The sequence below is a fragment of the Hyphomonas sp. L-53-1-40 genome (assembly GCF_000682775.1).
Classification (GTDB): domain Bacteria; phylum Pseudomonadota; class Alphaproteobacteria; order Caulobacterales; family Hyphomonadaceae; genus Hyphomonas.
This window is the reverse complement of the sequence record NZ_AWFI01000005.1, coordinates 18,081-36,046: the sequence shown is the minus strand read 5'-3', so window position 1 is coordinate 36,046 and position 17,966 is coordinate 18,081. Positions and strand designations below refer to the sequence as shown.

Annotated in this window: 14 protein-coding genes; 6 read left to right on the top strand and 8 right to left on the bottom strand. The window is 57.3% G+C overall.

Annotation, left to right across the window (positions count from 1 at the left end; translation table 11 throughout):
- Positions 1 to 531: 531 nt before the first annotated feature.
- Positions 532 to 972 (top strand): hypothetical protein, encoded by a 441-nt coding sequence (locus L53_RS05585; protein ID WP_034812992.1) that lies wholly within the window; start codon positions 532 to 534, stop codon positions 970 to 972.
- Between the two features lie 188 nt (positions 973 to 1,160).
- Complete coding sequence (locus L53_RS05580) at positions 1,161 to 1,628, top strand: hypothetical protein (RefSeq protein WP_034813016.1); 468 nt, start codon at positions 1,161 to 1,163, stop codon at positions 1,626 to 1,628.
- A gap of 72 nt (positions 1,629 to 1,700) precedes the next feature.
- On the opposite strand, the gene phaR is transcribed toward L53_RS05580, so the two are convergent.
- Positions 1,701 to 2,273, bottom strand: coding sequence for a polyhydroxyalkanoate synthesis repressor PhaR (gene phaR / locus L53_RS05575; protein WP_034812990.1), 573 nt, complete (start codon positions 2,271 to 2,273; stop codon positions 1,701 to 1,703).
- A 151-nt stretch (positions 2,274 to 2,424) separates the two neighbouring features.
- Between phaR and phbB the strand changes: the two genes are divergently transcribed.
- Complete coding sequence (phbB, locus tag L53_RS05570) at positions 2,425 to 3,150, top strand: acetoacetyl-CoA reductase (RefSeq protein ID WP_034812987.1); 726 nt, start codon at positions 2,425 to 2,427, stop codon at positions 3,148 to 3,150.
- Here phbB and L53_RS05565 read toward each other — a convergent pair.
- From L53_RS05565 to L53_RS05550, 4 genes are all read right to left on the bottom strand, one after another.
- Complete coding sequence (locus L53_RS05565; protein WP_034812986.1) at positions 3,147 to 4,151, bottom strand: NAD(P)-dependent alcohol dehydrogenase; 1,005 nt, start codon at positions 4,149 to 4,151, stop codon at positions 3,147 to 3,149. The two genes, phbB and L53_RS05565, sit on opposite strands and share 4 nt — an antisense overlap.
- A gap of 70 nt (positions 4,152 to 4,221) precedes the next feature.
- Positions 4,222 to 5,685 (bottom strand): AMP-binding protein, encoded by a 1,464-nt coding sequence (locus L53_RS05560; RefSeq protein WP_034812982.1) that lies wholly within the window; start codon positions 5,683 to 5,685, stop codon positions 4,222 to 4,224.
- 20 nt (positions 5,686 to 5,705) lie between these two features.
- A complete protein-coding gene (locus L53_RS05555; protein ID WP_034812980.1) occupies positions 5,706 to 6,659 on the bottom strand; it encodes an alpha/beta fold hydrolase in 954 nt (317 codons plus the stop codon).
- Positions 6,660 to 6,734: 75 nt separating this feature from the next.
- Positions 6,735 to 7,037, bottom strand: coding sequence for an SCP2 sterol-binding domain-containing protein (locus tag L53_RS05550; RefSeq protein WP_034812976.1), 303 nt, complete (start codon positions 7,035 to 7,037; stop codon positions 6,735 to 6,737).
- 173 nt (positions 7,038 to 7,210) lie between these two features.
- Between L53_RS05550 and L53_RS05545 the strand changes: the two genes are divergently transcribed.
- A complete protein-coding gene (locus tag L53_RS05545) occupies positions 7,211 to 8,758 on the top strand; it encodes an acyl-CoA carboxylase subunit beta (RefSeq protein WP_034812973.1) in 1,548 nt (515 codons plus the stop codon).
- 76 nt (positions 8,759 to 8,834) lie between these two features.
- Positions 8,835 to 9,734, top strand: a complete 900-nt coding sequence (locus L53_RS05540) for a DUF4349 domain-containing protein (RefSeq protein WP_034813013.1) — start codon at positions 8,835 to 8,837, stop codon at positions 9,732 to 9,734.
- A 36-nt stretch (positions 9,735 to 9,770) separates the two neighbouring features.
- Here the strand turns inward: L53_RS05540 and gltB are convergent, their stop codons facing one another.
- Positions 9,771 to 14,312: a glutamate synthase large subunit gene (gltB, locus tag L53_RS05535; protein ID WP_034812971.1), complete on the bottom strand. Its 4,542-nt coding sequence runs from the start codon at positions 14,310 to 14,312 to the stop codon at positions 9,771 to 9,773.
- Positions 14,313 to 14,316: 4 nt separating this feature from the next.
- Positions 14,317 to 15,762, bottom strand: coding sequence for an NAD(P)-dependent oxidoreductase (locus tag L53_RS05530; RefSeq protein ID WP_034812969.1), 1,446 nt, complete (start codon positions 15,760 to 15,762; stop codon positions 14,317 to 14,319).
- Positions 15,763 to 15,995: 233 nt separating this feature from the next.
- Here L53_RS05530 and L53_RS05525 point away from each other — a divergent pair, with 233 nt between their 5' ends.
- Positions 15,996 to 16,847 carry an undecaprenyl-diphosphate phosphatase gene (locus L53_RS05525; RefSeq protein WP_034812966.1) on the top strand — a complete coding sequence of 284 codons (852 nt, stop codon included), beginning with the start codon at positions 15,996 to 15,998 and terminating at the stop codon, positions 16,845 to 16,847.
- Positions 16,848 to 16,849: 2 nt separating this feature from the next.
- Here L53_RS05525 and L53_RS05520 read toward each other — a convergent pair whose 3' ends face one another.
- Positions 16,850 to 17,854: a complex I NDUFA9 subunit family protein gene (locus L53_RS05520; protein ID WP_034812963.1), complete on the bottom strand. Its 1,005-nt coding sequence runs from the start codon at positions 17,852 to 17,854 to the stop codon at positions 16,850 to 16,852.
- Between the last annotated feature and the right edge of the window lie 112 nt (positions 17,855 to 17,966).

The window sequence follows — 17,966 nt, the reverse complement described above, 5'->3', positions numbered from 1 at the left end:
AACGAAGACCCGGGACCATGGGCCCCCTTGAGGGTGCTCGCCGAAATTCCTGTCCGGCGCGGCGGGCGGTAACGCTCCATTCCGTAGCCATTAAAAATCATCAGGCGGAGCGCCACGGCGCCCGCTGCGCCGACGGCTCTGTGAGGGGCCGGCTACGAGATACCCGGATGGTTCGCGCCAGGCCGGCTTCGGGTGCAGCGAAAGAAATACATAGTTTCGTATCTTTAACGACGTTTTTACTTACATCATAGACGGGCGATGCGCTTCCTGCTCCTCATCCTCATCAGCCCCGCAATTGTCTGGCTTCTCAGCCCTGCTGCCGCGCAGCTGACAAGTGGAATCTCCGCGCCTGAAATCAGGGACGGCGCGCATTCGATCGGTTACCGGGCCGCTTATGGCCCGGACAGGTCGGGACTCGCGCAGCGCATCCATGCTGAACGCGCGCTGACCGGGAGCGTCGCCGTGAGGGGCGTGATCTAGGCACGCAAGACAGATGCCCGCGCGGTTGATGTCGACTATGTTCAGGGAGAGTTGCGCTGGCAAATCACCCCGGACGGGGCGCGGTGGGCATCCGGTCTTCGGCTGGACGCGCGCTTCCGGGATGGCGGTCGCCCGGGCCAGGTCGCGCTACACTGGCTGAATCAGGCGCAGTTGACCAACACAGTGCGGTCCCGGTTTTCGATCATTGCAAGCATCCAGACCGGATCAGGTCGCGAATCTGGAACCTTCCTGCAAACGCGGGGGGAACTCAGCCGGCGGCTGGAGGACGGAGTCGATATCGGCGCCGAAGTTTACAACACTTATGGCCCCGCAAACGATCTCTTGCCCGTGCCGCAACAGAGCCATCTGGCAGGCCCCTTTGCCTCGCTTCCCCTCAATGAGTCCCTGACTTTGCGGACCAGCGCCCTGGTTGGACTGACCTCTGGATCGACTGACGCAACATTTCGCGTTTTCCTGACCCAACGGTTTTAACCTCACAGAAGTCCCTCGCATCTGACGGATCATTACGGTAAACGTGATTTTAATGCAGACAAAGGACGGGTAAGTCCGCGATGGATCGCGAAACAAAATTGGCCGTCGCAGGTGCGGCTATCGCAAGACGGGAACAGAAGCGTCAAGAAAACGGCGGGTCTGGCGGCAAAACCGAGAAGGGGAATCTCATGCGCGCAATCTTCGGAATCTTCCCGCTGCTGGTTATCCCGGTAGCGCTCTACAATCTTCTGGCCATCGGTTTTGGCGGTTCAGTGGAAATGGCAAACGAATTCGGCGAGATCATTCGCGCGGATTCCGCGCCGATCCTGTCATTGTTGAACGACCGTTTTCTCGGTCTGCCGATGATTTCCGGCGTCGACTGGATCCTCACCAAAGGGGATGCGATCCTCTTGCTGGCCGTGGTCTTCCTGTTTCTGGAAATCCTGAAGTCGACCTCGACAGGCACGTCCACGATCATCAATCACGCAGTCTCGATGATCCTGTTCATCGTCTGCCTGATCCAGTTCCTGCTCTTGCCGAACTTTGCGACATCGACCTTCTTCATCCTGATGTCGATGACCTTGCTGGATGTTCTGGCAGGTGTTGTCGTCACGATCGTTTCTGCCCGCCGCGATTTTGGCGTCGGGGAAATGTAGATCGGCCCTGCCGGACACAAAAAAAGGGCCTGCCAGCCGGCGGGCCCTTTTTCGTTTGAGCTGGAGAGGTAGTCAGTCTTTTCCGTAAAGGTCTGACAATTGTTTCTGAATTGCGGCCATCTGGGCCTGCATGTTGGAAAGCGCCTCCGCCTGATATTCCATCATCGGATTCATGGAAGCTGTGCCATTCCGGGACTGTGCGTTCTTCAGCGTCGGCATGAAGAGTTTCATCGCCTCTTCGAACATCGACATATTGCGTTTGGCCTGTTGCTCAAACATGCTCATAGGATTGGCGGCCTTGCGCCACTCCTTCTGCGCTTCGGCAAAACTGTTCATGGACATTTCCAGATACGAGGGCAGGAAAGTCTGGGCCCCGCCGCCATAAAAGCCGATCAACTGGCGCAAGAAGTTCAGTGGCAGCGCGCCTTCGCCCTTTGTTTCGTTCTCGAAAATAATCTGCGTCAGAACCTGACGGGTCAGGTCAGCCCCAGATTTTGCATCCCGCACCTCAAAGTCACGCCCTTCCCGGACGAGTTCAGAAAGGTGGTCAAGCGTCACGTAGGACGATGTCGACGTGTCGTAGAGACGACGGTTTGCGTACTTCTTGATAATGATCAGATCGTCTGATCCATTTCCCTTGGCCATGTCCTGCCCTCTGCTTCTCCGACTTGCGAAGCAATTATTGTGCTATGCAACAAGTCTGACACAAATTTGCCCTGCGACCAATGTGCTATTGCTATCGATGCAACAGAATGGCTAGCTGATTGCCGTCAAACAAAACGGGAGGAAACACGTTATGACTAGAGTTGCTCTGGTCACAGGAGGCACGCGCGGTATTGGGCGGGCAATCAGTGAAACACTAAAAAACAAGGGCTATAAGGTTGCGGCTAATTTCGCCGGCAACCAGCAGGCCGCTGACGAATGCGCAAAAGAACTCGGGATCAATTGCTACAAGTTCGACGTAGCAGACTATGATGCCGTTACGGAAGGGCTGGCGCAAATCGAAAAAGAGCTCGGTCCTGTTGACGTCGTGGTCAACAATGCCGGTGTCACCCGCGACGCACCGTTCCACAAGATGACGCGCGAGCAATGGCAGCAAGTGATCGATATCGATCTGACATCAGCGTTCAATGTAACGCGTCAGGTCTGGGAGGGCATGCGTGAGCGCGGCTGGGGCCGGGTCATCAACATCTCTTCCATCAATGGACAGAAAGGCCAGTTTGGTCAGGCGAACTATTCCGCCGCAAAGGCCGGCCTGATCGGCCTCAGCAAGGCACTGGCCCAGGAAGGCGCGAAGAAAGGCATCACCGTCAACACGGTCTGCCCAGGCTATATCGACACCGAGATGGTGCAGGCTGTTCCGGAAAAAGTCCTTGAGGGAATCATTGCGACGATCCCTGTTGGCCGCCTTGGCAAGGCCGAAGAGATCGCCTCAATGTGCGCCTATCTCGCCAGCGACGAAGCTGCCTTCATCACTGGCGCCACCATGACGGTGAACGGGGCGCAATATATCGCCACCTAAAGGCTCAGTGTAATCTTGCCGAAATGCTGCTGGCTGGCCTGATGGGCAAAGGCGGCAGCAATTTTGGTAAGCGGGAAATCCTTGTCCAGCACAGGCTTGATGCCGTTGGCCTCGATGGCGGCAATCATATCTTCCTGATGCCGGCGGGATCCGACCGTTATCCCCGACAGCGTGATGTTCAGAGAGAACAGAGCCGCTGTCGGGACTTCCCCGGACACACCCGTCAGCACACCGATAAGGGAAATATGGCCCCCTGGACGCGACGCTGTTATGGACTGGGCCAATGTGCCTGGCCCGCCAATCTCGACAACCTCGTCCACGCCTCGCCCTCCGGTCAGGGCTTTGGCTGCCTTTCCCCAGTCAGGCGTGTCCTTGTAATTGATCACATGATCTGCACCCAGTTCTTTCACGCGCTGAAGCTTTTCATCAGAGGATGATGTGGAGATCACGCGGCACCCAGCCGCCTTGGCAAACTGGAGGGCGAAAATGGATACGCCGCCCGTGCCTTGGGTCAGCACCCAGTCACCCGGCTTGACCTTGGCCTCAACCATCAGGGCGCGCCATGCCGTCAAGGCCGCGCAGGGAAGCGTTGCCGCCTCTTGATAAGAGTATCCCTCAGGCATGCGCGTGAAGGATGTCTCTGGCGCGGCAACGAGTTCCGCGCCGAAGCCATCAGCGCCATCTCCCGGAACACTGGCGAACCCAGCCGCTTCGATTTCGCCGGCCTGCCAGTTGGGGAAAAACAGCGATACGACCTTGTCGCCTGACTTGAATTTAGTGACGCCTTCGCCAACTGCTACGACTTCACCCGCACCATCCGACATGGGTATTCGTCCGTCATCTGTAGGAATGCCGCCCATGACCACCACGAAGTCGTGATAGTTCAGGCTGCTCGCATGAATGCGAACAAGTATTTCCCCAACGGCCGGCTTGGGATCCGGACGATCTTCTATGATCAGGTTTCCCGGTCCGCCGGGTTTCTTGACGGCAGCAACTTTCATGGTGGTCTCCTCCTGTGTTTCCAACAGGGGAGCTATGGCTCCGCTAGGGAAGTCAAGCAACAAGCGAAAACTAAGCGGTGCCCATTTGCATCCGCGCTTCCCTCAGCGCCTTTCTTCTCACTTTCCCCGCATCATCGCGTACGGGTTCAGGCACGAACTCGAAGCTCCTTGGAATCTTGTAGCGCACCAGATGGTCAGCAAGATGTGCAAGCATCGCGTCGTCGTCCACTGAGCCTTCGGGACGGTCGATGATCGCATGCAGCCGGGCGCCCATATCGTCATCCGGCAGGCCAATTACCGCAGATGACCTGACCCCCGGATAGGCATCAATCGCGGCCTCCACTTCGGCGGGGTAGATGTTCGCCCCGCCCGACAGGATCATGTCTGAAAGCCGATCCGTCAGGTAAAGATATCCTTCCTCATCCATCCATCCGAGATCCCCCAGACTTTCCCAGCCGCCCTCGATGGATTTGGCCTCGGCCCCGATATACCGGTAAGTTGTGCCCTGCCCCGTTAGGGGCCTGAGGAAAACTTCCCCGACCTCGCCGGATGGAAGCGTCTCGCCCGTCTCCCCGACAATCTTGATTTCGCATGCCTCAACGGGTCGGCCCACAGAGCCTTTGTGCGTCAGCCATTCATCCCCGCGGATCATGGTGGTTCCCTGCCCTTCGGTGCCGGCATAAAGCTCCCAGATCACTTCCGCGCCAAGCCACTCAATGAAGCATTCCTTCAGCCAGGCCGGGCAGGGTGCCGCCAAATGCCAGAGCGTCTGCAAGCTCGACAGATCGTAACCTGTCCGTACATCTTCAGGCAGCGCCCAGATGCGGCGCATCATGGTCGGCACCATATAGACGATATTGATCTTCAGGCGTTCCAAAGTCGCGAGAGTCTGCTCGGCATCGAAGCGCGTCGTGATGGCCACGGTACAGCCGCGAAACAGCGCAATCATCGCCCAGACGAACGGTCCGTTATGATAAAGCGGCCCCGGCACCAGCATGGCGCCCTGTTGCGGAATTTCCAGATAGGGCAGATCGGTATCCCAGGCCGCCGGTTGGGCAGAGACGATCAGCTTCGGCCGTCCGGTAGACCCCCCACTTGTCATCGCTTTCAGAGAAGCGGCTGTTAGCTCCGGTAGGGGCTCTGCGGACAAGTGTTCTCCTGGCACGAACCCCTGAGGTACAGAGACTATCTGTTCAAATGCGCCGGTTTCGACTCCAACGACCAGCGACGGCTTGCCCAGATCAATAATCTGGTCCCGTTCGGATTTTGGCAATTTGGCAGATATGGGTTGAGGTGTGGCCCCCAACTTCCAGACGGCAAAGCATGCCTCGAAGAATTCTATGCCATTCGGCAGTGCAATGGTGACAAAATCATCGGGTTTTACACCCAGTTCGGAATAGGCCCGGGCGAGGCGGTTGGTGCGCTTTTCGAACGCACCCCAAGTGATGTCCTGTCCTTCGTGATCGATTGCAACCCGATCAGCCTGTCTTGCTGCCCAGTATGAAATGATGCGCGACATGGATTGGACTGGCATAATATTTCCTCGCTACGTTTTTATATGTTGGCTCGCCTGAGCAATCGCTGAAACCCCTCCCAGAATTCCTGTCGGCGGGTATCGGTCTCCATCAGGATTTCATGCATGGCACCTTCAATGACCACATGTTCGCAATCTGGCAGCCGCGCGCAAATCTTTTCGTGTGCGGCATTGTCGACCAATTGCTCTTCCTCGGCAGAAGCAACAAAGATGGGAATGGCCACCTGGTTGAGAGCCTTCGGTTTACTGAACGTATCAACAATACTGAGTGAGGCACCAAGCCAGCCCCACGTCACCGGACCCAGCTCCAAGTCAGGCTGCGCATCAATCAGCGCGCGCTGCATTTGCCAACGCTGTTTGTCATGCGTGACGATATTTGTCTCAAACGTCTCTGGCGGACCGGGTTGGATGGCATAGTCCCCCGCGCGACCCGTCGCGCGCATGGCCCAGACAAGATAGCGCATCCCGAAGAAGCGGGACTTCAGGCCCCACATCGGCGCACAAAATGCTGCAGCGTCCACTTTTACAAGCCCTTGCGAGATGGCGGCCAATGCGATGGCGCCTCCCATGGAATGGGCGAGAGATACATACGGACGTGGCAGGCGGTTCTGGAGCTGATCCAACCCATTGGCCAGCGCGCCCATAAAGGTTTCAAAACGATCTATGTGGCCCTTCTTTGTATCGTCCAGAAGGCGCTCTGACAGACCCTGGCCCGGCCAATCAAGAATCACAACGGCAAAGCCTAGGGTCTGCAGTTCTCGTCCGACCTCAAAGTATTTCTCGATGAACTCCGTCCGACCCGGGCACACTATCGCCGTGCCACGCGGACCAGACTTTGAAAGCGCAGGGGCCACGCAGGCGCGCAGGTTGCGTCCGTCGGTCCCCTTGAACCAGAGTATTTCCGCCCCGCTTGGAGGCGGATTGTCCGGGATCAGCACAAAGGAGCTGTCCAGTGTGTGGGGACGCGTCGTCATAATGGACCTTCAAAAGCAAGAAGCCGCCCAAGGTTTCCCCGGACGGCTTCAGAGATCAAGTTCGATTCAGCGAAATTAGCTGAACTTCTTCATCAGGTTCTGCAGCTGCATGGCAACAGACATGTCACCTTCAACCTTCAGCTTACCCTGCATGAATGCCATTGTCGGGTCCATGGCGCCTTCGGAAATCTTCTTGAAGTCGTCCCAATCGACCTTGATGGTCGCGTCGGCATCGGAATCGGAATTGTCAGCCTTGCCAGCAACGCCGTCGATGAAGAGCTTGCCTGCATCACCGAAGTCAAATTTCACCTTCTTGGTGAAGTCACCACCGGCTTCGACGGCCGAATCTGCTTTCGCTGTGAGTTCTGCGAGATCCATTGAATTCCTCCTTGAATGGACTTTGGCCGATAAAGCCGTTCCTTCTATAAGAATGCAAGCCCGCAACGGCCAGATTACCTTGATTTAGTTCAGTTGCGTGGCGGCATCCTCAAATCGCTCAGGTTTTTAAAACGTATTGACCTCGCGTAGCGGAAGCGTGGAAATTGGACGCCATGAGCTGGCAGAAATCGATCGAAGAATTGCGTCGCCGAGAGCGACTGGCGGAAAAAATGGGCGGCGAGGAGCCCGTGTCCCGGCAGAGGGGCCGTGGAAAGCTGACGGTTCGCGAACGCGTCGCCTTCCTGGCGGACCCCGGCAGCTTCCATGAAATCGGCAAGATCGCAGGCAAGGCAACCTATGGCGCCGACGACGAATTGGACGATTTCCTGCCCTCGAACTCAGTTATGGGCCGGGCCACCTTGAACAGCAGATCGACAGTGATTCTGGCAGACGATTTCACTGTTCGGGGCGGCGCAGCCGATGCTTCGATCTGGCAGAAATTGGTTCAGGCCATCAAGATGGCGGCCGAGTACCGCCTGCCTCTCGTCCAGATGATTGACGGCACCGGGGGCGGCGGTTCGGTCAAGATGCTGGAGAAGGACCCGCGCACCTATATTCCAGAGACACCGGGTTGGAATGAGATTACCCATGGCCTGACACAAGTGCCCTTCGTATCATTGGCCCTTGGCCCTTGCGCAGGAATGGGCGCGGGGCGAGTAGCCGCCAGCCATTTCTCTGTTATGGTCAAGGAATTGAGTCAGGTTTTCGTGGCTGGTCCGCCTGTCGCCATCGCGCTTGGTGAAGATGTCACCAAGGAAGAACTGGGCGGTTGGAAAATTCAGGGCCAGAATGGCACAGTCGACAATGTCGTGGATACCGAAGCGGACGCGTTCGAAACAGCCCGCCGTTTCCTGTCTTACCTGCCATCATCGGTGCACGAACTGCCGGAACGAGTCGTGGCTGGTGACTCGCCAGAGCGCCGGGAGGAGAGCCTACTCTCTATTGTGCCAACAGACGGGAAGACGCCGTACAAGCCGCGGAAAATCGTCGAGGCAAGTGTTGATACGGACAGCTTTTTCGAGATCGGTCATGACTGGGGTCGGGGTATCGTCTGCGGGTTTGCCCGTCTGGATGGGTATCCTGTCGGGATCTTGGCCGGTGACCCCTTCTTCCTCGACGGCGCATGGACTGCGGATGTCTGTGACAAGGTCACTCGCCACATGGATCTCTGTTCGCAATTCCATCTGCCGGTCGTACATTTCGTCGACTGTCCCGGCTTTGCGGTTGGCGTGAAGGCGGAAACCGCTGGTGTGACCCGTGCGGGCGTGCGCGCCATGACAGCCATTTATCAGGCTGATGTACCGGTCTGCTCAATCGTCATTCGCAAGGCCTATGGCCTCGCCGGGTCCGCCATGATGAATCAGAGCCGGACCAAATGGCGCTATTGCTGGCCGAGCGGGGACTGGGGCAGCCTCCCCATGGCCGGCGGCATCGAGGCCGCCTTCCGCAAGGAACTGGTCGAGGCCGAGGATCCCGACGCCCTGAAGGCCCAGCTCTACAAGAAATTCGATGCGATCCGGTCTCCCTTCCGTACAGCAGAATCCTTCTATGCCGAGGAAATCATCGACCCGCGGGACACCCGTCCCCTGCTCGTGGATTTCATTCACCATGCCTGGCGCACACTGGAGCCGGGAGAGCGGCGGACCGGCTTCCGTCCCTGACCCCTGCCCGATTTCCAACCTGATCTTGCCATTTTATGGGTTTCATGTGGAAGTCATGAAGGATGTGGAGGGAACGATGAACATCAAAATTCCAATAATTGCGACCGCCGCCTTCTTGCTGGCGGCATGTGGCGGTCCTGGCAGCGAGTCGGCTGAACGTGCGATGATGAACGCACCCCCGGCCCCATCTCCGATGATGGAGCAGGACATGGCTATGGATGGGTCATTTTCCAAAGCGGGCGGTGGCAACGGACAGACCGAGGAGGCCGCACAACAATACATCGCCTATTCGCACTCACTCGGATTACGGCTGCCAGTGAAGTCCATTGAGCCCGTCATGCAGGGCCATATTGCCGCCTGTAACCAAGCTGGCCCCTCGGTGTGTATCGTGACGAATTCCTGGTTCAACACATATTCGGATGACGAAGCCTCTGCATCGCTCCAGCTCCGGGCAACGCCGGATTGGATCGAGACATTCCTGAAGGACGTCGACGCCGAGGCCGAGCAAGCCAATGGGGACATCACCAATCGCCAGACAACGGCCGAGGACCTTACCGTTTCGATCATTGACACCGATGCCCGCCTGAACGCTCAGCAGACCCTTCAAAAGCGATTGGAGGAGTTGCTCGCCAACCGGGACGGTGAACTGGGGGACCTATTGGCGACGGAGCGGGAGCTCGCCCGGGTCAACGGTGAGATCGACTCGCTGAAATCATCGCTCAAGACTTTGATGCTCCGGGTTCAGATGAGCCAATTGAGCGTGAACTACGAGACCAAGCGCAATCCGGTCTCGCAAGGCGCACTCTCACCTGTCGGAAGTGCATTCGGGGACTTCTTCTACAACCTCTCGAGTGCCCTGGCCGCCGTTATCACCGCCTTTGCCATCGGCCTGCCATGGTTGATCCTGATCGGTGCATTCCTGTGGATATGGCTGAAGCTGATCTGGCCGCGCATCCGTCGCAAGAAGCACCCGTAAAGTGAAAAGCCCCCGGAGCGATCCGGGGGCTGGTCATCAGGCTTTCTCAGCTACTTTCTTCCGCTTGCTCTTCGGCTTGGTATCACCGAGCAACAAATGGGCAATCTCCTTGGGCACGATCATCAACATCTCGCTGGTGGACGTTTCCCAATTCTCGAGAATGTCTTTCGCGCGAAGGGACTTGGTGCGCTTGAAGTGCTCCTCGATCAGCGCCCTGGCCTCTGCTACATGCTCTGCCTGCATGTCTGAGAGAGGATACCAATCAATCGAATCCGGGTTCGCCACCCGTTCGAACTGGCTCTCTGGATCCCAGATATAGGCCGTGCCGCCGGTCATGCCCGCGCCAAAATTGTCACCGACCGGGCCGAGAATGACAGCCCGCCCGCCCGTCATGTACTCACAGCCATTCGCGCCGCACCCCTCAATCACTGTCACGGCACCGGAGTTGCGAACCGCGAAGCGCACACCCGCCGTACCCGCTGCGAACAACTTGCCCGCTGTTGCGCCGTACAGACACGTATTACCGATGATAGCATCACCCGCCCGATGGCGCTCTTTCGGCCGTGGTGATACGACAATCGAAGCGCCCGACAGGCCTTTACCTACGTAATCATTGGCATCGCCGATGACTTCCAACAGAAGACCCTGCACCGAGAACGCGCCTAGCGATTGCCCAGCGGACCCCTCCAGCCGGATATGCAGGCGGCCCTCTGGCAGTGCCTGCATGCCGAACTTGCGCGTGATCGCAGAACTCGACCGTGCTCCGATCGCGCGCATCGTATTACGCACACCATATTCCAGCTGCATCTTCTCGCCGCGCTCAAAGAACGGCTCGGCATCACGAAGGATCTGGGAGTCCAGCGTATCTGGAACTTCTTCACGACGGTCAGGCTGATAAATGACAGGATTTTCGGTATCGACCTGAACTAGCAGCGGGTTCAGGTCGAGATCATCGAGATGTGTCGACCCACGACTTACCTGAGCGAGCAGGTCCGTACGGCCGATAGCTTCGTCAAGCGATTTGAGGCCGAGCGAGGCGAGAATTTCCCGAACGTCCTCGGCAATGAAGCTCATCAGGTTCACGACCTTTTCCGGCGATCCGGTAAAGTGTGCACGTAGTGCCTCGTCCTGAACACAGACGCCCACAGGGCAGGTGTTCGAGTGGCATTGGCGCACCATGATACAACCCATAGCCACGAGTGAAGCTGTGCCAATGCCATATTCTTCCGCACCCAGCATGGCTGCAATGACAATATCGCGCCCCGTACGAAGCCCACCATCTGTGCGAAGGGTGACCTTGTTGCGCAGATTGTTCAACGACAGGATCTGGTGCGCTTCGGCAAGGCCGAGTTCCCACGGCAGACCCGCATACTTGATGGAGGTCTGTGGACTTGCACCCGTGCCACCGACACCGCCTGCAATCAGTATGACGTCTGCCTTCGCCTTCGCCACGCCAGCGGCAACCGTTCCGACCCCTGACTGGGCTACGAGCTTCACGCAAACCCGCGCCTCCGGATTAATCTGCTTCAAGTCATAGATCAGCTGGGCAAGATCTTCGATCGAGTAGATGTCATGGTGTGGCGGTGGTGAGATCAGCATCACACCCGGCGTTGCATGGCGCAGCTTGGCAATGAATTCTGTCACCTTGAAGCCGGGCAACTGACCGCCCTCGCCGGGCTTTGCACCCTGAGCGATCTTGATCTCAATCTCTCGACACTGGTTCAGATATTCCGCAGTCACACCAAAGCGGCCAGAGGCCACCTGCTTGACGGCAGAGTTCATATTGTCGCCATTCGGCAGCGGACGAAACCGGGCGCGATCTTCGCCGCCTTCGCCCGATACCGATTTTGCACCGATCCGGTTCATGGCCACGTTCAGCGTGCCATGAGCTTCTGGGCTCAACGCGCCGAGCGACATGCCGGGCGTAATGAAGCGCTTACGGATCTCATTGATCGACTGAACGACGGATACTGGAACGGGGTCTCCAGCCGGCTTGAAATCGAGCAAGTCACGCAATTGTATCGGATCGCGCGAATGCACTGCTTCGACATATTTGCGATAGATAGAATAATCGCCGCGATCACATGCCGCTTGCAATGTGTGGATCAGATTACCGTCAAGCGCATGGGGCTCTTCGGATGCTCTCAGGCGGTAGAACCCGCCTACCGGCAGAGAGACGACATCCTCGTCGAAGGCAGCCTCATGGCGAACCAGCGAGTTTTCTTCGAGGCCAGCGAGGCCAAGGCCTGAGATGCGGCTGTTCATGCCTGGGAAGTAGTCGGCGACAAGCGCACGCGAGAGCCCCAGCGCTTCGAAATTGTATCCGCCCCGGTAGGAGGAGATTACAGAAATTCCCATCTTGGAGATGATCTTCAACAAGCCAGCTTCGACGGCTTTCTTGAAATTCAATACACACTCATTGAGTGGCATCTCTCCGAAAAGTCCCCGGGCCTGGCGGTCGGCAATAATATCCTGCGCCAGATACGCATTTACGCACGTCGCCCCAACACCGATGAGAACGGCAAAATAGTGCGTGTCGAGACATTCTGCCGACCGAACCGTGATGGAGCAGAACGTACGCAAACCTTGCGCCACAAGGTGCGAGTGAACTGCACCAGTGGCTAGGATCATCGGAATGGCGATCTTGTCTGCAGACTGATACTGATCGGTCAAAATTATGTGCTCGCGGCCTTCCCGCACAGCATCTTCAGCCTCCTGGCGAATTCGGCTCAGCGCATTCTTCAACGCGACTCCGTCACCCGCCGCATCTGCCTCATTGAAAGTACAGTCAATCTCAGCGGTGCCGACACCAAGACGGTCGATCAAGCGTTCATACATTCCATTGGTCAAGACAGGACTTTCCAGCACGAACACTTCCTGCTGAGACTTGTCGGTATCGAGAACGTTTCCAAGATTTTTGAACCGAGTCTTGAGACTCATCACGCGCTCTTCACGCAACGGGTCGACCGGGGGATTCGTGACCTGGCTGAAATTCTGCCTGAAGAAATGGCTCATGGGACGATAAGAGAAGGACAGGACAGCTGTGGCTGTGTCATCGCCCATTGATCCGATCGCCTCCTTGCCGCCTTCCGCCATCGGGGACAGGATGAGTTCAAGCGTTTCCAGCGTATAGCCTGCAGCCGTCTGGCGACGCAGCAGGTCTTCCTTGTTGAACATAAGGGGTTCAGGACCCGGACCGATTTCCGGTTCCAGTTCGGTTACTGCCTGCAGCCACTCTTCATAAGGCGCCTTGCCCGCGAGAAGATCGATCAGCTCCCGATGCTCGTAGAACTTACCCGTCTTCAGGTCGGCTGCAATCATTCCACCAGCCTGGATCAGGCCGCGCTTGGTGACTTCATGATCCCCAAGGGGACACATACCCGCCTCAGAGCCTACCGCCAGAATACCATCCGCCGTAAGAGCATAGCGAAGCGGCCGCAGACCATTCCGGTCAAGCCCCGCGATGGCCCAACGGCCATCATAGGCCGCGATGCCGGCCGGTCCGTCCCAAGGCTCCATCACGGAGTTGCAATAGTCGTAGAGTGCTTGGTGAGCGGTCGGCATGACCGAATCCCGCTTCGACCACGCTTCCGGGATCAACATGGCCTTGGCCATTGGTGCCGAACGGCCTGACTTGCAAAGGATCTCAAAGACGGAATCTAGCGCGCCAGAGTCGGACGTACCATCCGGGATCACCGGCTTTACATCATCAACGTGCTCGCCAAAGGCTTCGGACACCATGCGGATTTCGTGGCTCTTCATCCAATTCTTGTTGCCGCGCACCGTATTGATCTCGCCATTGTGCGCGATCATACGGAAAGGCTGAGCCAGCGACCATTGCGGGAACGTGTTGGTCGAATACCGCTGGTGATAGATTGCAAATGCGGAGACGAAACGCTCGTCCTTCAGGTCCAAATAGAAATTGTCGATGTCCTGTGCCAGGAACATGCCCTTGTAGATCAGGGACGAATGGCTAAGTGAACATACATAAAAGGATGGAATCGCCGCCTCACGTGCGCGACGCTCGATCCGCCGACGGCAGATATAGAGCGCACGTTCGAGCTCTTCCGGACTACGCCCTATACCATCGCGGAACATGATCTGTTCAATCGCCGGACGTGTATCTTTGGCCTTCTGACCTATCACGGTCACATCGACCGGGGGTTGTCGCCAACCATAAATGTAGAACCCGAAATGCAGAACCTCGGTTTCAACCAATGTTCGCGCAGCCTCCTGAGCGGCAAAGTCCGTGCGTGGCAGGAAGATCTGACCCACACAGATCGGGTCATCCGTCGGGTTGTGGCCTGTGCGAGTGACATGTTCACGGAAAAAATCCTGTGGCACTTCCACGCGAATACCCGCGCCATCTCCGGTCTTGCCATCCGCATCGACAGCGCCTCGGTGCCAGACATTCTTCAATGCCTCGATCCCCATCTCCACGATTTCGCGACGCGGCTTGCCGTCGAGCGCTGCGACAAGGCCAACACCACAAGCATCATGCTCATATTCAGGGTCATAGGCGTGGCCGTCCATCAGCTTCTGACGGTTGGCCTCATACTGTTTTACATATTCTGACATCTGACTACTCCGCCGCCACTTTAGAAGCGCGCTCTTGTGCTCTCATCGCCTTGTGCATGGCTTCTGCTGCGTCCCGGCCATCCTTGATGGCCCAGACAACTAGCGAAGCGCCGCGAACGATATCCCCTGCCGCATAAACGCCGGGCAGGCTGGTTTCCATTGTTGCATAATCGACCCGAACCGCGCCCCAACGGTTTACGGTCAAGGTTTCTTCGCCAAACAATTCCGGCAGGTCTTCCGGGTCAAAGCCCAGCGCCTTGATGACCATGTCGGCCTTGATGTCGAATGTTTCCCCGGTCTTGACCGGAGACTGACGACCGGAGGCATCGGGCTCGCCCAGTTTCATCCGGCTCGCGCGAACAGCTTTGAGTTTGCCGGCTTTCGTATCGAGAATGGCATCGGGCGAAGCCAGCCATTCAAAGGTCACACCCTCTTCCTCGGCATTCGTCACTTCGCGCTGACTGCCCGGCATGTTCGCGCGGTCACGGCGATACACACAAGATACGCTCTTGGCGCCCTGACGGATCGCCGTTCGCACGCAATCCATCGCAGTGTCGCCGCCACCGATCACAACGACGCGCTTTCCGTCTGCGTTCAAAGTCCCGCCATCATAGGCCGGCACGTCATCGCCAAAATTCTTGCGGTTGGAAGCGGTCAGGTATTCCAGCGCAGGGAATACGCCTTTGGCCCCGCTGCCCGGACATTTCAGATCCTTTGCTGCGTAGACACCTGTCGCGATGAGGATCGTGTCGTGCTGATCCCGCAGCGTTGAGAGAGACACCGTCTCGCCGACCCGCGTATTGAACTCAAACCGGATTCCGGAATCTTCCAAGCGTTTGATACGGCGCTCAACCACATCCTTCTCGAGCTTGAAGCCAGGGATTCCGTAGACCAACAGGCCACCCCCCCGATCATAAGCATCGTAAACCGTGACTTGATAGCCCTTTCGGCGGAGCTGTTCAGCGGCAGCAAGGCCCGCAGGGCCCGCGCCAATAATGCCTGCAGATTGGGCGCGTTCACGTGGGGGCGTGATCGGCTTCACCCATCCCTGTTCCCACGCATTGTCAGTGATATACTTTTCAATAGATCCGATCGTGACTGTGCCGTGGCCCGACTGTTCGATGGTGCAGATACCCTCACACAGACGATCCTGCGGACAGATGCGGCCGCAAATTTCGGGCATGTTATTGGTCGCCGACGAGACCTGATATGCTTCTTCGAGCCGGTCTTCGGCGGCGAGCTTCAACCAATCAGGAATGTTGTTGGAAAGGGGGCAGCCCTGTTGGCAGAATGGGACGCCGCACTGCGAACACCGCGCGGCTTGCTCACCAGCCTTGTCCTTGCTGAACTCAGCATAGATTTCGTTGAAATCGTCTTTTCGGTCCGAGGCATCCCGCTTTGACGGCATGCTCCGCTCGACTTTGATGAATTTCAGCATTTTTTCTGCCATTTAGGCGCTCCCGGTATTAGAAGTGTGTGCTTAGAACTTTCACTCCAAGCTCGCAAGCGCATTCGATCATTCACAACTCACTATGATATTTATAAACTGCACTCGGCTGGCCGATTTGCCGCCTGTGCGGCTCAATACGGAAAAAAGATATCATATTGATCCTTATGCGAGTGGTGGCTTTTTTGGTAAATTCCCATAGTTGGGAATTCCGTTGAAACTGTAAGGCTCGCCTGATGTCCCTATTACAGCTCGCCATTATCGCCCTGCTGCAGGGCACGACAGAATGGCTTCCCGTGTCCTCTTCCGGCCATGTACTGCTCGCCGCAGGATTCTTCGAAGCTAGCCCCGGCGATGAGTTATTGATTAATGCCGTGTCAAATCTCGGCACCTTGTTGGCGATGCTGATCTATTTCCGCAAGGACGTGACCAGCGCCATTGCAGGAGGATTTGAACTGGTCGCCGCACCAATATCAAAATCGCCACTGTCAAAAGGGGCTCGCCTTGCAGCCGCCGTGATTGTTGCAACGCCGGTCGCCGTTCTGGTCGCATTCGCCTACGAAAAATTCCTGCCCGAAAGCATGCTAGAAAGTATGCGCAGCATCTATGTCGTCGCCGCCACAACGATCATCTTCGGCGCCCTGCTCTGGTGGGCCGATGTGAAAGGTGCGCGCGATCGCAAGGAAGAAGACATGACGATGTGGCATGCTTTCCTGATCGGCGCGACCCAGGCGATCGCTGCAATCCTGCCAGGCACCAGCCGTTCCGGCATTACGATGACGGCCGCTCGTGCATTCGGGTATGACCGCACCGAGGCAGCGCGATTTTCAATGCTGATAGGCGCCCCAATCCTCGCCGCTGCCGGACTTTACGGAGCGATGGGATTGGTGACAGCCGATGCCACCGAAACCGTGCTGACCCTGAAGGATGGACTGATTGTGGCAAGCATCGCCTTCATCACGGGGCTGGCGTCCATCTGGTTCCTGATGTCGCTACTCAGCCGAATGAGCTTCCTGCCCTTCGTATTGTACCGCTTCGCACTTGGCGCCGTGCTGATACTGGGATCACCACTCGTCGGACTACTCTAGACTTAGGCCTCGGACGCCTTGTGAAACTCGCCATAGTCGCGGAACCGCCAGAGATAAGAAGGCACGATCGCTTCAACCGTTTCCAGCTCCGTGATGCCAAGATCCTTCAGCGTCAGCGCATCATCGGCGACCACATTGTCGGATTTAAGCATCTCGACCTGGTCTCCTGTGAGGGGCGGATCGCCGAGAAAGCCCCACGAGAATGGTGGAATATAGCGCCAGACAGCTGCTGTGAGATAACCTGCGGGCTTTGCGATGAAGAACGGCAACGGAATTTTGAACCGGCGCTTGTCAATCGTCTCGAGGATCACGTCATACAGTTCATTGAACGTGTAAGTGCGGGGGCCGCCCAATTCGTAAGTCTTGCCTGCCGTGGCTGCATCATCCACCGCCACAGCAATCGCCTCGGCCACATCACCGGCATAGACCGGCTGGAAGCGAGTCGATCCACCGCCAATGGCCGGCAACAGGGGCAATACACTCATCAACGGGGACGTTGCCATCGCAGCAAAGCGGTTGAAGAACTCGTCTTCCGACGCAAACACAATGGATGGGCGTAGAATGGTCGCTGTAGAAATGGCGTCGCGAACAGCGGCTTCAGCTTCTGCCTTTGTGCGTGCATAGTCAGCCGAGGAATCGGCATCAGCGCCGATGGCTGAAACTTGGACAAACCGTGCAATGCCTTTTTCGGCGGCAACTTGCGCCAGCAATCCAGCCCCTTCGCTCTGAGCCGACTCAAACGTCTGAGCGCCTTTCTCAAACATGATGCCAACAAGATTCACGACAGCGTCGGCGCCATCCAGCGCGCGCTCGATCGATTCTCGATTGCGGATATTGGCCTGAACAATATCGACCCAGCCTGGAGGCCCCGCAAGACGAACATCCCCGGCAGTGTTCACGTGCCGACAGGCAACGCGCACACGCCGGCCCTTCTTGACGAGTTCACGGGCGGCATACCGTCCAATGAACCCCGACCCGCCGAAAACAGTTACCAAGCCTTTGGTCATCTTCAGTCTCTCTCAAAGCGACCGCAGCCGCGATAATCCGGATGGCGCCTTTGACCATAGAGCCGTTCGCCTGTCTACCAAGGCATGGCGGGCGAAACAGCGCGGCATCACA

What these genes read in the sequence shown, in the direction of transcription:
- L53_RS05580 (WP_034813016.1), top strand. Translation starts at nt 1,161, where the DNA reads ATGCGCGCAATCTTCGGAATCTTCCCGCTGCTGGTTATCCCGGTAGCG.
- phaR (WP_034812990.1), bottom strand. Translation starts at nt 2,273, where the DNA reads ATGGCCAAGGGAAATGGATCAGACGATCTGATCATTATCAAGAAGTAC.
- phbB (WP_034812987.1), top strand. Translation starts at nt 2,425, where the DNA reads ATGACTAGAGTTGCTCTGGTCACAGGAGGCACGCGCGGTATTGGGCGG.
- L53_RS05565 (WP_034812986.1), bottom strand. Translation starts at nt 4,151, where the DNA reads ATGAAAGTTGCTGCCGTCAAGAAACCCGGCGGACCGGGAAACCTGATC.
- L53_RS05560 (WP_034812982.1), bottom strand. Translation starts at nt 5,685, where the DNA reads ATGCCAGTCCAATCCATGTCGCGCATCATTTCATACTGGGCAGCAAGA.
- L53_RS05555 (WP_034812980.1), bottom strand. Translation starts at nt 6,659, where the DNA reads ATGACGACGCGTCCCCACACACTGGACAGCTCCTTTGTGCTGATCCCG.
- L53_RS05550 (WP_034812976.1), bottom strand. Translation starts at nt 7,037, where the DNA reads ATGGATCTCGCAGAACTCACAGCGAAAGCAGATTCGGCCGTCGAAGCC.
- L53_RS05545 (WP_034812973.1), top strand. Translation starts at nt 7,211, where the DNA reads ATGAGCTGGCAGAAATCGATCGAAGAATTGCGTCGCCGAGAGCGACTG.
- L53_RS05540 (WP_034813013.1), top strand. Translation starts at nt 8,835, where the DNA reads ATGAACATCAAAATTCCAATAATTGCGACCGCCGCCTTCTTGCTGGCG.
- gltB (WP_034812971.1), bottom strand. Translation starts at nt 14,312, where the DNA reads ATGTCAGAATATGTAAAACAGTATGAGGCCAACCGTCAGAAGCTGATG.
- L53_RS05530 (WP_034812969.1), bottom strand. Translation starts at nt 15,762, where the DNA reads ATGGCAGAAAAAATGCTGAAATTCATCAAAGTCGAGCGGAGCATGCCG.
- L53_RS05525 (WP_034812966.1), top strand. Translation starts at nt 15,996, where the DNA reads ATGTCCCTATTACAGCTCGCCATTATCGCCCTGCTGCAGGGCACGACA.
- L53_RS05520 (WP_034812963.1), bottom strand. Translation starts at nt 17,854, where the DNA reads ATGACCAAAGGCTTGGTAACTGTTTTCGGCGGGTCGGGGTTCATTGGA.